Annotated in this window: 10 protein-coding genes; 5 read left to right on the plus strand and 5 right to left on the minus strand. The window is 72.6% G+C overall.

The window, feature by feature from the left end:
- Window positions 1-5: 5 nt before the first annotated feature.
- From ACFYYJ_RS14735 to ACFYYJ_RS14745, 3 genes are all read right to left on the minus strand, one after another.
- Entirely contained in the window at window positions 6-401 is a 396-nt protein-coding gene (locus ACFYYJ_RS14735) for a cytochrome c oxidase subunit 4 (RefSeq protein ID WP_385127840.1), read from the minus strand.
- On the minus strand, window positions 391-2,073 hold the full coding sequence (ctaD, locus tag ACFYYJ_RS14740) for a cytochrome c oxidase subunit I (RefSeq protein WP_389132248.1): 1,683 nt from the start codon (window positions 2,071-2,073) through the stop codon (window positions 391-393). The genes ACFYYJ_RS14735 and ctaD overlap by 11 nt, the downstream gene beginning before the upstream one ends.
- A 160-nt stretch (window positions 2,074-2,233) precedes the next feature.
- Window positions 2,234-4,051 carry a hypothetical protein gene (locus tag ACFYYJ_RS14745; protein ID WP_389132250.1) on the minus strand — a complete coding sequence of 606 codons (1,818 nt, stop codon included), beginning with the start codon at window positions 4,049-4,051 and terminating at the stop codon, window positions 2,234-2,236.
- A 379-nt stretch (window positions 4,052-4,430) separates the two neighbouring features.
- Here ACFYYJ_RS14745 and ACFYYJ_RS14750 point away from each other — a divergent pair, with 379 nt between their 5' ends.
- Window positions 4,431-5,933: an FUSC family protein gene (locus ACFYYJ_RS14750; RefSeq protein ID WP_389132761.1), complete on the plus strand. Its 1,503-nt coding sequence runs from the start codon at window positions 4,431-4,433 to the stop codon at window positions 5,931-5,933.
- 24 nt (window positions 5,934-5,957) lie between these two features.
- Here ACFYYJ_RS14750 and ACFYYJ_RS14755 read toward each other — a convergent pair whose 3' ends face one another.
- A complete protein-coding gene (locus ACFYYJ_RS14755; RefSeq protein WP_389132253.1) occupies window positions 5,958-8,258 on the minus strand; it encodes a HelD family protein in 2,301 nt (766 codons plus the stop codon).
- Window positions 8,259-8,399: 141 nt separating this feature from the next.
- Here ACFYYJ_RS14755 and ACFYYJ_RS14760 point away from each other — a divergent pair, with 141 nt between their 5' ends.
- The 3 genes from ACFYYJ_RS14760 to ACFYYJ_RS14770 all read left to right on the plus strand — a co-directional run bounded on the left by ACFYYJ_RS14760 (window position 8,400) and on the right by ACFYYJ_RS14770 (window position 11,421).
- On the plus strand, window positions 8,400-8,981 hold the full coding sequence (locus ACFYYJ_RS14760; protein WP_389132256.1) for a GNAT family N-acetyltransferase: 582 nt from the start codon (window positions 8,400-8,402) through the stop codon (window positions 8,979-8,981).
- Between the two features lie 182 nt (window positions 8,982-9,163).
- On the plus strand, window positions 9,164-10,300 hold the full coding sequence (locus ACFYYJ_RS14765; protein WP_385362124.1) for a nitric oxide synthase oxygenase: 1,137 nt from the start codon (window positions 9,164-9,166) through the stop codon (window positions 10,298-10,300).
- Between the two features lie 47 nt (window positions 10,301-10,347).
- The gene (locus ACFYYJ_RS14770; RefSeq protein WP_389132259.1) at window positions 10,348-11,421 is read left to right on the plus strand and encodes a lactonase family protein; all 1,074 of its coding nucleotides are present in this window, start codon (window positions 10,348-10,350) and stop codon (window positions 11,419-11,421) included.
- A 79-nt stretch (window positions 11,422-11,500) separates the two neighbouring features.
- On the opposite strand, the gene ACFYYJ_RS14775 is transcribed toward ACFYYJ_RS14770, so the two are convergent.
- Window positions 11,501-12,415 carry a sirohydrochlorin chelatase gene (locus ACFYYJ_RS14775; RefSeq protein ID WP_389132262.1) on the minus strand — a complete coding sequence of 305 codons (915 nt, stop codon included), beginning with the start codon at window positions 12,413-12,415 and terminating at the stop codon, window positions 11,501-11,503.
- Window positions 12,416-12,602: 187 nt separating this feature from the next.
- Between ACFYYJ_RS14775 and ACFYYJ_RS14780 the strand changes: the two genes are divergently transcribed.
- A complete protein-coding gene (locus ACFYYJ_RS14780) occupies window positions 12,603-13,280 on the plus strand; it encodes a uracil-DNA glycosylase (protein ID WP_385127854.1) in 678 nt (225 codons plus the stop codon).
- The last annotated feature ends 31 nt before the right edge of the window (window positions 13,281-13,311 follow it).

Below are 13,311 nucleotides of genomic sequence, written 5' to 3' on the forward strand. Positions count from 1 at the left end.
CCCGCCTATTCGGCTTCCGGGTGGTCGAGGTTCTGGAAGGCGAACCCCACGACCCCCGGCAGCAACACCCCGAATCCGATCAGGCACAACCACAGCCCCTCGACCACGCCCAGGCCGATCAACGCGCTCCCCGCGGCCGCCAGGACGGGGAAGAAGCTGCGCGCGGGGAAGTAGAGCCGCCGGCCGGCCGCCTCGCCCACCTCGGCTTCCCCGCGGTCCTCCGGACGTTCGCCGCCCCGCCGGTACTGGCGCCACAGGAAGGCCGAGACGAGGCCCGCCATGACGAAGGCGACGCAGAGCGCCGCGGTCCCGGCGGGCTCCCGGGACAGCCAGAAGTAGACGGCGGCCGTGATCCCGAAGAACAGGGCCGTACCGGTGAACAGCCAGGCCTCACCCTTCACGGGGCACCTCCGAGTGGTGCAGGTCGAAGGCGGGGGACTCCGAGCGGATCCGCGGCAGGGAGTGGAAGTTGTGCCGGGGCGGCGGACAGCTCGTCGCCCACTCCAGGGAACGGCCCCATCCCCACGGATCGTCCACGGTGACCCGGGTGCCGTGGCGGCCGGTCCGCCAGACGTTGTAGAGGAAGGGCAGCGTCGACAGGCCCAGCAGGAACGAGCCGATGGTGGAGACGGTGTTGAGCAGGGTGAAACCGTCGCTCGCGAGGTAGTTCGCGTACCGGCGCGGCATGCCCGCCTCGCCCAGCCAGTGCTGGACCAGGAAGGTGGTCTGGAACCCCGCGAACAACGTCCAGAAGTGGATCTTCCCGAGCCGCTCGTCGAGCATCCGCCCGGTGAGCTTGGGCCACCAGAAGTAGAAGCCGCCGAAGGTGGCGAAGACGATGGTGCCGAAGAGGACGTAATGCAGGTGGGCGACGACGAAATAGCTGTCCGTCAGGTGGAAGTCGAGCGGCGGCGACGCCACCAGCACGCCCGTCAGGCCGCCCAGGAGGAAGGTGACGAGGAAGCCGACGCACCACAGCATCGGCGTCTCGAAGGAGAGCGACCCCTTCCACATCGTCCCGATCCAGTTGAAGAACTTCACCCCGGTGGGCACGGCGATCAGGAACGACAACAAGGAGAAGAAGGGCAGCAGCACGGCCCCCGTCGCGAACATGTGGTGCGCCCACACCGTCGCCGACAGACCGGTGATCGCGATCGTGGCACCGATCAGGGAGACGTATCCGAACATGGGCTTGCGGCTGAAGACCGGAAGGATCTCGCTCACCACGCCGAAGAACGGCAGGGCCACGATGTAGACCTCGGGATGCCCGAAGAACCAGAACAGGTGCTGCCACAGCAGGGCGCCACCGTTCGCCGGGTCGAAGACGTGCGCGCCGAACTTCCGGTCAGCTTCCAGGACCAGCAGCGTGGCGGTGAGCACCGGAAACGCCAGCAGGGCCAGCACCGAGGTGAAGAGGACGTTCCACGTGAAGATCGGCATGCGGAACAAGGTCATGCCCGGCGCGCGCAGGCAGATGATCGTGGTGATGAAGTTGACCGCACCCAGGATCGTGCTCAGTCCGGACACGGCCAGCCCCATGGCCCACAGGTCGGCGCCGGTCCCGGGGGAGTAGCGCAGGCCGTTCAGGGGCGCGTACGCGAACCACCCGAAGTCCGCGGCCCCGTAGGCGGTCAGGAATCCGGACACGACCAGCAGGCCCCCGAACAGGTACACCCAGTAGGTGAAGGCGTTCAGCCGGGGGAAGGCGACATCGGGCGCCCCGATCTGCAACGGCATGATCGCATTGGCGAAACCGGTGAAGGTCGGTGTCGCGAACAGCAGCATCATGATCGTGGCGTGAATGGTGAACGCCTCGTTGTACTGCTGGTTCGACAGGATCTGCAGCCCGGGGCGGGCGAGTTCGGCCCGCATCACCATGGCCAGCGCGCCGGCGAAGAGGAAGAAGCAGAAGGCCGTCACCAGGTAGAGGTTGCCGATCACCTTGTGGTCGGTGGTCGACAGCCACCGCAGGACGGCGGAACCCTGACCGGCCCGCCGCTCGGTCCGCCGCCGCTCGGCCGTGTCGGGAACGACGGGTGGCGGCGCTTCCGTCGAAGGGTCCACCGACGTCATCCGTCCTCCAGAGAGCCTCGCCGCCGCGCCTGCACCCCCTTCCCCTACAGGCTCGGGATCCCCCCGGACCGGCGGCGCGCCGCGAAGCGCGCCGCCTACCCCCGGGTGCCATGTCCCGGGGCTGCCCGCGGGCGGGCGGCCCCGGCGGCGCCGGAGGAGGTCAGCGCAGGCAGCCCACGATCTGGATCGAGACCCTGGCGCTCCCGGTCAGTCCGGAGGCCGTGTCGGTGGCGGAGAAGACGAGCGGGTAGGTCCCGTCCGCCAGCAGCGGCACCTGGAACCGGCCGGAGGCACCGGCACCGATCGTCACCGGCCCGTTCGGGCCGATGATCTGCCAGGTCGTGGCCTGTGGATCGGTGATGGCGCGGTCTCCGGGGCGCGTGCGCGCCGTACCGCCGAAGGGTTCCTCGCAGCCGCGCCGGAGCCTGCCGCCGGCGCCGGGCTGCTGGATGGAGACCGCCGGGGCCTGCGGCTGCGCGGAGGGCGAACGGCCGGGCTGGGTGGCGGGCGGCCGGTTGGGACCGCCGGTCGTCGGGCCGGGACCGTTCGGCGTACGGGGCGTGGGCGAGGCGCTCGGGGACCCGCCGGAGCCCGGCGAGGGCGAGGCGGAGCCGCCGGGCAGCGGGGTGGCCGAGTTCACGGGCCCGGACTTCGACGGCTCCAGGTCCAGGGCGGGCGGCAGCACCGGCCGGTTCACGGTGGGCGGCGCCGCGCCCTTGTCCGGGGAGGTGGGCTCGGCGTCGATGGTGCCGCACACGGCGCTCGCGACCATCCGCTGGCTGTCGGGGGCGGGGAAGATGCGTATTTGGTTGTCGCCGGCGCCGTGCGCGTGGTTGTCGAGGTAGACGTTGCCCGTCAGGGTCTCGCCGTCGGAGTGCTCGATCCAGACCGTGTCGTGGTAGTCGGCGCCCGCCCGTTGCCGGTTGACACCGGTGACGTGCCAGTCCTTCACCGGCCGGCCCGATGTCCCCGGCGTGGGAGCGTCCGTCGACGCGTACAACCAGCCGTCACCGAAGTAGCGCTGGGGACCTCCGCCCCGCTCGTTGTCGGCCGGGAAATGGAAGCCGCCGCCCAGCAGCAGTCGGCCCTTCGGGCATTTCACGGTGGCGTCCGCAGTGTCCCCCGCCCCGACCGTGACCGCGGCGGTGGCGATCGAGACGTCCTTCAGCCTGACGCAGACCGGCCGCACGTCGACCGCGTAGTTCGACTGCGGGGGTTGCGGGTCCAGGACGTGGGTCTTGCGCTCCGCCCCCTCGGAATTCCACATCCGGAACGAGACCGGGCTCAGTTCCGTACCCGGATTGACCGACACCGTCCAGTGCCCCGGCGCGGGCTTTCCGTCGAGGACCTCGTCCGTGCTGAGCGTGTCCATCGGCACGGGCGCCACGCCCCGTCCCTGGAGGTAGCGCGTCGCCCGGAACTCGACTCCGATCATCGTGAAGCCGCCCGTGCACGCGGGGCGCGCCAGCGCCTCGCGGAAGGCCTTCGCGTACGGGCCGTCCGTCGACAGGTCGTGGAAGGGGCCCTCGTCGGTACTGGTCAGCTTCACGTAGTGGTCCTTGAAGGCGTGCGCCGCCCGGTCGGTGAACTCCTGGTGCGGTTCGAACTCCGGTTTGGCGTTCACGCACAGCGCGTACGAGGTGAGGGTGACGGGAGCGTCCCCCGGGTTGTACGCCGCCGACAGCCATGCCGCGCCGACGAACTCGCTCGTCGTCGCGAAACCACCGCCCCCGATCGCGTACCCGCCGCCGAGAGCGGTCTCGTGCTTCTCGCACGGCGCGATCACCGATTGTTCGCCGCCCGCGGGCACCTCCACCGACGCACTGCGCTGGACGACCACCACGTGTGGCTCCCCCCGCGTGGTCCACCACACGCCGGCCCCCGCGGCGCCGCCGACCACCAGCACGCCCGCGGCCACCGAGGCCGCGGTCTTCCCACTGATCGTTCCGCCCAGTCTCGCGAAGACCCCAGAGCCCATGTCCCCCGCTCCTCACCCCTCCGCCCGCCTGCGTACCCGCGGGGCCGTGGGCAATGTAGCGGCGCGAAACCGCCTATCCCAGGGGTGCGGAGCGACCTGCCAGGACGTTTGCCGTCCGTTGGTCTTCCCATGGCCGAGAATCGCCGCTCATGACTGTGCCATTGGCCCACCGATCCGCTCCTCGGTTGAACCATTGCCCTCTACATGCTTATCTGTGTCCTATCCATGTATCTACGGCGCCGCGCAGCGCCGGACCGGCAACGAGGCCGGACCGGACCGCGGTGCCTTCGTCGTGTCCGTACGCCTCCCACCACCCCCGGGCGGCCGCCGGACACGGCGCGCAGCATCGCAAGGGGGGCGGCACACCGCCGTGAAGAGGATGTTCGTTGCTCCGGACCCGGGGCGCACGAGACTGCGGAACTCGGCCCGCGCGGTGATCGGCGTCGCCGCCGCCGTGGCCCTCGCCGAACTGTGCGGTCTCTCCCTCACCGCTTCCATCACCGGGGGACTGGCGGCCCTGCTGGCCCTCTTCACCGTCCTGGATCCGAAGGTGCGGGCCCAGCGCCTCACCACCGCCCTGCTGCCCGTCGCCGGATTCCCGGTCCTGGCCCTGGCCTCCGCCCTGCACACGATGCCCGTCGCCCGGGACGCCGCGTTCCTCGCCGTCGTCCTCGCCGGGGTGTACGCCCGCCGCTGGGGGCCGCGCGGGCACGCCCTCGGCGTCTTCGGCTTCATGATGTTCTTCGTCACCCAGTTCCTGCACGCCGTGCCGGCGCAGCTGCCCGAAGTGTTCGCCGCCGTCGGGCTCGCACTCCTCGCCGCGGGCGCCGTCCGCTTCGTCCTGTGGCCCATCGAGCGGCGCACCCCGCCGCCGCCCGTCCCGCCCGGCCTGCCCGGCACCGGACTCGCCCGGCCCACCACCCGACAGGCCTTCCAGGCCACCGCCGCCTGCGCCTTCGCGCTCGTCATCGGCCAGTACCTCTCCGAGGACCGCTGGTACTGGGCCGTCGGCGCCGCCTGGTGGATCTTCGTCAACACCACCTCCCGCGGGGAGACCCTCGTACGGGGCTTCCGCCGGGTGCTCGGCACGGTCGTCGGCATCGCCGCCGGCCTGCTGATCGCCGTACCCCTGCACGGAGCGCCCCTGCCGACCGCCGTGCTCGTCGCCGTGTGCGTCTTCGGGATCTTCTACACGGCGGCCCCCTCGTACTCCTGGATGATGTTCTTCGCGACCGTCATGGCCGGGCTGCTCTACGGCCTCCTCGGCGTGCTGGACCCCGGTCTGCTGCTCCTGCGGTTCCAGGAGACCGCGATCGGCGCGATCGGCGCCGCCCTCGCCGTGGTCCTGATCCTGCCGGTGACCACCCACGCCACGAACTCCGCCTGGATCCAGCGGGCCCTGCGCTCCGTCCACGCGGCGACCGCCGAGGCCACCGCGCGCCTCGCCGGATCCCCCACCGCGGATCCCGCGCCGCACGCCGCCGAGCTGGAGGTCCTGCTGGCCCGGGTACGGATGGCGCTCGCCCCGCTGGTGCACCCGCTGAGCCCGTTCCGGGGCCGCAAGGAGCGCGCGGTGCAGGTCATCGCGCTGCTGGACGACTGCGCCCGCGAAGTCCGCGGCCTGGCGGCGGTCGCCGCCGACCCGGACGCGAGCCACGACGCCCGCCTCGCCGCGGCCTGCTGGCGCGTCGAGGCGGCCGTGGAGGCGCTGACCGCCGCCGAGGAGAAGGAGGGCCAGGGGCACACCGCCGCGCCCGGGACCGTCCCCCGGGCCGCCGCGACCGAACCCGCGCTCGCGCACCTGTACGGCCTGGAGCAGGCCCTCGCGGGCCTCGCCGCCCCCCTGCGCAGCTCCCGACCCTCCCCGCTGGTCGACGCCTGACGCGTCCCGGGGAGGGGCGGGGGATCAGCGCTCCGCCTGCTCCCCGGACGCGAGCCCGTGCAGCCCCGCCGGGAGCCGGCCGGGGCCGTGCAGGACGCCGAGGGACTGGGTGGCCCGGGTCAGGGCCACGTACAGGTCGCTCGGCGCGAACCCGTCCGGTTCCACCACGATCACCGTGTCGAACTCCAGTCCCTTGGCCTGGCGCGGGTCCAGCAGGACCGCCTCCCGGGTCAGGTCCGGCTCCTCGCCCGCCCGTACCTCCGGCAGCGCGGCCGCCAGCTCCGCGTGCAGGGGCCGCGGGGCGATCACCGCGAGCCGGCCCTCGGCGGGCCGCTCCGCCTCCACGGCCCGGGCGAGCGCCGCGGGCAGCCGTGCCGCGGCGCGCGCCCAGGGACGCACCCCCGTGGACCGTACGGAACTCGGCGGCCGGAAGCCGGGATCGCGTTCGCGGAGCACGGCCGCCGCCACCTCCATGATCTCGGCGGGCGTGCGGTAGTTGACCCCCAGCCGGACCAGTTCCCAGCGCTCGCCCACGTACGGGGAGAGGATCCGCTCCCAGGAACCGCAGCCCGCCTCCTCCGCGGTCTGCGCGGGATCGCCGACCAGGGTCATCGAGCGGGTCGGGCAGCGGCGCATCAGCAGCCGCCAGGCCATCTCCGACAGCTCCTGCGCCTCGTCCACGATGACGTGCCCGAAGGCCCAGGTGCGGTCGGCGGCCGCCCGCTCGGCCGTACTGCGGTGGTCGGCCTCCTCGTGGCGCTCGGCCATCCGCTCGGCGTCGATGATGTCGTGCGCCGCGAGGTACTCGTTCTCCTCGTCCTCGAACTCGTAGGACTCCGAGCCCTGCGACAGGTCCAGCACCCCCTGCGCGTACGCGATGCGCCGCGCCCGAGCCCGCTCCTCCTCGGCCCTCCGCGCGGAGTCGTCCTCGCCGAGCAGCTCGGCGGCCTCGTCCAGCAGCGGAACGTCGGCCGGCGTCCACTGCGGGCGCGCCGAGGGCGCGCGCCGGATCAGCTCGGCCTCGTGCGGGGGCAGGTGCGTCGGCTCCGCCAGGAAGTCGGCGACCAGTTGCTCCGGGGTGAGGGAGGGCCACAACGAGTCGATCGCCGCGTGCACGGCGGGGCTCATCGCGATCTCCTTGCCCAGCTGGGCGACGTCGTCCGAGCCGAGCAGGTTGGGGCCGCCGTACGGATCGGCGCCCAGCCGGTCGGCGAGCTGCGCCGTGAGCGCGTCGATGATCGGGAAGGCGAAGGAGGGACGCGCCTGGTTGTGCGGCAGTCCGGTGGCGCGGGCCCGGTCCCGGGCCTCGTGGGCCATGGTGCGGTCCAGCAGCAGGGTCCCGTAGTCGTCGTGGTCGATCTCCAACGCGGGCTCGGGGACCGCGTCGTACTCCTCGCCGGTGTCGGCCGGCACCGTCTCCGGCAGGCACTGCCGGTCGGCGACCACCCGGGCCAGCACCTCGGCCATCCCGGCCCGGCCCTTCACGGCGGCGGCCCCGGGACGGTCGGTTCCCGTGGCGTGCACCCCGGGGAACAACTCACCGGGAGTGGCGAGCAGCACGCCCGTCTCGCCGAGCGCGGGCAGCACCCCGCCGATGTACCCGAGGAACGCCGGACCCGGGCCGACGATCAGCACGCCTCGCTTGGCCAGCAACTCCCGGTGGGCGTAGAGCAGGTACGCGGCACGGTGCAGCGCGACCGCCGTCTTCCCGGTGCCCGGCCCGCCCTCGACCACCAACACCCCGCGGTGCGTGGAGCGGATGATCCGGTCCTGCTCGGCCTGGATGGTGCGCACGATGTCGTGCATCCGGCCGGTCCGCGCGGCGTCGAGCGCCGCGAGCAGCACCGCGTCCGCGTCGGCGCCCTCGTGGCCGGTGCGCTCGGTGTCGGTCAGGTCGAGGATCTCGTCGTGCAGGGAGGTGACGACCCGCCCCCGGCTGCCGATGTGCCGGCGGCGGCGCAGCCCCATGGGAGTGTGGCCGGTGGCGAGGTAGAAGGGGCGGGCCACGTCCGCGCGCCAGTCCAGGACGAGCGGGGTGCGTTCCGCGTCGTCGGCGCGGATTCCGATCCTTCCGATGTGGTGGTCGCGGCCGTCGGAGAACTCCAGACGGCCGAAACAGAGACCGTTCTCGCCGGCATTCAGAGCCGACAGGAGACCGGACTGCTCCGCGACCAGGACATCGCGTTCCAGCCGGGCCTGCGCCCCGTTCCCGACCTCGCGCAATGCTCCTGCCACGGCGTGTTCGGCCTGGTCACGCAGGCCGTCGAGACGCCGATAGAGGTCCGTGACGAATTGCTGCTCTTTCCGGAATTCCTCGGTTGACAATTGCACTCCCACCGCGCTACAGTGTCCTCGTAAGGTTGTTCACGCCTTTGTTTTCAGGCAAGGCGTGAATCAATCAATATACGCTCTCCTCTCCCTCGGCAGCGAATTCGGCCGGGGGATTTTTTGCGTACCGTGGATCTCATGACCATCGCACACGGCTCCGCCGACGGCATCGTCTACCGCCCCGCCCGTCCCGAGGACGCGGGTGCCATCGAAGCCCTGGACGGCTCCTTCACCACCGCCACGGTCTTCGAGGTCGCCCCCGCCGAGGGGGGCCTCGGCTTCCTGCTCCGCGAGGTCCCCGCGGACCCGCCGGTCTACAAGGAGTTCCCGCCCGAGGAGCACGACGAGCAGGGGCTCGGCCGCGGCTCGGGCGCCGACGCGGACGGGCGCACGTACGTGGCCCTCGACGGAGAGCGGGTGTGCGGCTTCGTCGCCGCCGGCTACGCGGCCTGGAACCGCCGCCTGACCATCGAGGACATCGAGGTCGCGCCGGACCGCCGGGGACGGGGCGTCGGGCGGGCGCTGATGGAGTGCGCGGCGGAGTTCGCCCGCGAACGGGGCGCCGAACACCTCTGGTTGGAGGTGAGTTCGGTCAACGCCCCTGCGGTGCACGCCTATCGGCGCATGGGATTCGTCCTCTGCGGCCTCGACACCACCCTGTACGGGGGTACGCCGTCCGCCGGCGAAAGGGCGCTCTTCATGGCCCGGCCCTGCGATTGACGGATAGTACGCCCCGTCAGTTCCCTTTCGCAGCAGGATCGTCGAAGAACACACGGAGGAGTGTTCCCGGCCCGCCTGCCGCACTTCGCTGACCTGCTGCATGTACAAACGGTGATTGTTTATTGCACATTCATCCGGCATGTACAGGGTGGATCTGGTCGGACAGGGGGTAACCGCCCGGAATGGAAATCCTTCAACAGCGCGCCACCACCGCTCAGGTGTGGGAAGCGGCCGAGGAGTTCATCCGACTCTTCCACAGGGAGAGCCACGGCGCGGGCGATCCGCGCACCCGGCTCGCAGAAGTGCGGGCCGAGCTCGCGGACACCGGCACCTACCGGCACACCCACGCGGAACTGGTCCACGGGGCCCGGGTCGCCTGGCGCAACAGCAACCGCTGCATAGGCAGGCTCTACTGGAACTCGCTGCGGGTCCGCGACCGGCGCGGGCTCACCGAGGCCGACGAGATCGCCGACGAGTGCTTCGAGCACCTGCGCGAGGCGACCAACGGCGGCCGGGTCCGGCCCACCATCACCGTCTTCGCCCCGGACACCCCGCAGGGCCCCGGGCCGCTGATCTGGAGCGAGCAGCTCGTCCGCTACGCCGGGTACGGAGACCATCCGTCGATAACCGTCGGCGACGCCCGCAACGCCCCGCTCACCGAGGCCCTGCTGCGGCTCGGCTGGGCCGGCGGCGCCGGGACCCCGTTCGACCCGCTCCCGCTCGTGGTCCAGGGGGTCGACGACAAGCCCCGCTGGTTCGACCTCCCCGCCGACGCCGTGCTGGAGGTGCCGATCGAACACCCCGAGGGCGACGGTTGGGCGGACTGGGGGCTGCGCTGGCACGCCGTACCCGCCATCTCCAACATGTGCCTGGAGATCGGTGGCATCCACTACCCGGCGGCCCCGTTCAACGGCTGGTACATGGGCACCGAGATCGGTGCCCGCAACCTGGCCGACGTCGACCGCTACAACCTCCTGCCGGCCGTCGCCCGCCGCCTCGGACTGGACACCGGCAGCGACCGCTCGCTCTGGAAGGACCGGGCGCTCGTCGAGCTCAACCGGGCGGTGCTGCACTCCTTCGACCGCGCCGGGGTCACCATCGCCGACCACCACAGCGAGTCCCGGCGCTTCCTGTCCCACATGGAACGGGAGGAGCGCAAGGGGCGCGAGGTGGGCGCGGACTGGTCCTGGATCGTGCCGCCGATCTCCGGCTCCGCGACCCCGGTCTTCCACCGCACCTATGAGGACCGGCCGAGCAGCATCGCGTACGTCCACCATCCCGGCGCACAGGAAAGGGCGCAGGGGCGCGACTTGGTCTAGACCTTCTGTTACGGTCGGCTCCGAACCGATCGACGGAGGTGCAGGGCATGGGCGACAGGACGGCCGCCGAGGCGGAACACCGGGTCCACATAGGCTCGTTCACCTCGGCGGGCGGGCGCGGCATCACCACCGCGGCCCTCGACGCGGCGACCGGAGCCCTCACGGAGCTCTCCGCCACCGATGCGCTGGCCGACCCGTCGTACCTCGTGGCGGGCGCGCACGACGGGGTGCTCTACGCGGTGAGCGAGGGTGCCGAGGGGGCGGCCGGTGCCTTCGTCTCGGCGGGCCGGGGGCTGCGGGCGCTCGGGGACCCGGTGCCGGTCGGCGGCGCCGGACCCACCCACCTCGCCGTGGCCGGGCCGTGGCTGCTCACCGCGCACTACACCTCGGGTGGCGTCGGCGCCCTCGCCATCACCGGGGACGGATCCCTGGCAGGGCCCCCGCGGGTGCTGCGCCACCGCGGATCGGGTCCGGACCCCGAGCGCCAGGAAGGTCCGCACGCCCATCACGTACTGCCCGACCCCAGCGGCCGCTGGGTGCTGAGCGTGGACCTGGGCGCCGACCTCGTACGCGTCTGCGCGCTGGACGCGAGCACCGGCACGCTGCGGCCGCACTCCGAGACCGCGCTGACCCCCGGCAACGGCCCGCGCCACCTCGCCTTCCACCCGGACGGGGAAGTGGCGTACGTGGTGAACGAGCTGAGGCCGCTGCTGACCGTCTGCCGGTGGGACGCGCGGGCGGGGGCGCTGGAGCCGGTCGTGGAGGTTCCGATCGCCGCAGAGCCCGCCCCGGCGGGCGTCAGGGCCTATCCCTCCGCGATCGTGGTCGCGCGGGACGGCCGCTTCGTCTGGGTCGCCGTGCGCGGCGCGGACGCCCTGGTCACGTTCTCGCTCGCCGACGGCCCCGAGGAACCCCGGCGGACCGACACGGTGGAGTGCGGAGGGCGTTGGCCCCGCGACCTCGCCCTCGACCCCTGGGGGACCCGGCTCTACGCGGCCAACGAGCATTCGGGGGACGTCACCTGGTTCGACGTGGATCCGGTGACCGGGCGGCCCGGCCGAGCCGGTTCGCTGCCGGTCCCGGCCGCCACCTGCGTGCTGTTCGCCCGCGCCGTCTCCTGACCCGCTCGCGCGTGAGGCCCCGCCCCCGGCGTTTCGCCGATCGGGGCGGGGCCTCACGCACGCGTGGTGCAGGTGGTCGTCAGTTCGCGGGGGCGCCCAGGGTGATCCCGAGGGCCGCGGAGTACTGGGCGACGGCCAGCTTGCCGAGCGCGCCGTAGGCACCGAGCACCTCGGCGGTGGCGCAGTCGGCCTCCTTGCAGGCGGTGTCCAGCAGCCCGTCGGCGGCCTCCGGACCGATCAGGTACGGGGCGAGCGCGAGCTGGGTGGAACCCTCGCGGCGCAGCTGCTCGGCGACCGCGGCCACCGAACCCTCCTCGTCCAGCGCGGCGGCCTTCACCGGCACCGCGAGGCGGGCGGCGAGCAGCATGCCGGTGATGCCGGCGGCCTGCACGGCCTCCTCGCCACCGGTGGTGGCGAGCACGATGCCGTCGGCGGCGGTGGTCACGGTGAAGAGGCGCGCGCGGTCGGCACGGGCCAACCCCGCCTCGGAGAGCCGCACGTGCAGGCCCTCGGCGAGCAGCGGGTGCGGGCCGAGTACGTCGGCCAGCTCGGCGGCGGCCGAGGAGTCCATCAGCGCCTGGCGGATCCGGCGCAGCAGACCGCCGTCCGGACCGGCCAGCAGGGGCACGACCACGGCGTCCGGGCCGGTCGGCGCGGGCACCTCGTGGCCGGCGGCACGGGCGAACTCGGCGCGCGCGGCACGCTCGGTCGCGACGGCCGTCAGCACGCCGGACAGCGACGGGAACTCGGTCTCGTCGTCACCGTCCAGGAAGCCGATGCGGGCGTCCAGGCCGGGCAGCTCGGAACGGCCGATGCTGATGATCTCTTCCGCCAGCCCCCGCGAGGCGGCCGACGGCGTACCCGGCACGGCGAGAACCAGCGCGGGCGCGCCCTCTGGCGCCGCCGCGGGCTCGGGCCGGCGGTGCCGTCCGGTCTGGCGGGGTCGCGGCATTCGTACGGGCAGGCCATTCGCGGGCCCAGTGGGGGAGCTCATGGCGCCGCATGCTACTGGCTTATCGGAACCAGGTGTTCGGGAGGGCCTTCTCGGGCGGCATCTGTCCGTATTTATCCGATGAATATCACATACGGTCAGCCGGTCCTGGTCGAAAACCGAGCGGTCGTACTTTATACCGTCGACCGGGTGCGGAGAGGTGGCGCTTGCGCCAGTAGAGTGATCCTTTGTGGCAGCTCTTCCGTTGAACCAACTCGTCGAGCCCGGCTGGGCCGAGGCCCTGAGCCCCGTGGCCGGTCGCATCGCGGCCATGGGCGACTTCCTGCGCGCCGAGATCGCCGCAGGTCGCACGTACCTTCCGGCCGGGGCGAACGTCCTGCGCGCCTTCCAGCAGCCCTTCGACGAGGTGCGCGTCCTGATCGTGGGGCAGGACCCGTACCCGACCCCGGGGATGGCCATCGGCCACAGCTTCGCCGTCGCGCCCGACGTGCAGCGGCTGCCGGGGAGCCTGGAGAACATCTTCCGGGAGCTGAACACGGACCTCGGACTGCCCCGGCCCTCCAACGGCGACCTGACGCCGTGGACCCGCCAGGGCGTGCTGCTGCTCAACAGGGCACTCACCACCGCGCCCCGCAACCCCGGCGCCCACCGGGGCAAGGGCTGGGAGGAAGTGACCGAGCAGGCCATCCGCGCGCTCGCCGCCCGCGGCAAGCCGCTGGTGTCCGTGCTGTGGGGACGCGACGCCCGCAACCTGCGGCCGTTCCTCCAGGAGTTCCCGGCGATCGAGTCCGCCCATCCGTCGCCGATGTCCGCGGACCGCGGCTTCTTCGGCTCGCGGCCGTTCAGCCGGACCAACGACCTCCTGGCCCGCCAGGGGGCCCAGCCGGTCGACTGGCGGCTCCCCTAGCGGAACCCGGGTCCCCGAGGCCACGGCCGAT

Source organism: Streptomyces sp. NPDC002467 (genome assembly GCF_042889825.1).
GTDB lineage: Bacteria > Actinomycetota > Actinomycetes > Streptomycetales > Streptomycetaceae > Streptomyces.

What these genes read in the sequence shown, in the direction of transcription:
- ctaD (WP_389132248.1), bottom strand. Translation starts at nt 2,073, where the DNA reads ATGACGTCGGTGGACCCTTCGACGGAAGCGCCGCCACCCGTCGTTCCC.
- ACFYYJ_RS14745 (WP_389132250.1), bottom strand. Translation starts at nt 4,051, where the DNA reads ATGGGCTCTGGGGTCTTCGCGAGACTGGGCGGAACGATCAGTGGGAAG.
- ACFYYJ_RS14750 (WP_389132761.1), top strand. Translation starts at nt 4,431, where the DNA reads ATGTTCGTTGCTCCGGACCCGGGGCGCACGAGACTGCGGAACTCGGCC.
- ACFYYJ_RS14760 (WP_389132256.1), top strand. Translation starts at nt 8,400, where the DNA reads ATGACCATCGCACACGGCTCCGCCGACGGCATCGTCTACCGCCCCGCC.
- ACFYYJ_RS14765 (WP_385362124.1), top strand. Translation starts at nt 9,164, where the DNA reads ATGGAAATCCTTCAACAGCGCGCCACCACCGCTCAGGTGTGGGAAGCG.
- ACFYYJ_RS14770 (WP_389132259.1), top strand. Translation starts at nt 10,348, where the DNA reads ATGGGCGACAGGACGGCCGCCGAGGCGGAACACCGGGTCCACATAGGC.
- ACFYYJ_RS14775 (WP_389132262.1), bottom strand. Translation starts at nt 12,415, where the DNA reads ATGAGCTCCCCCACTGGGCCCGCGAATGGCCTGCCCGTACGAATGCCG.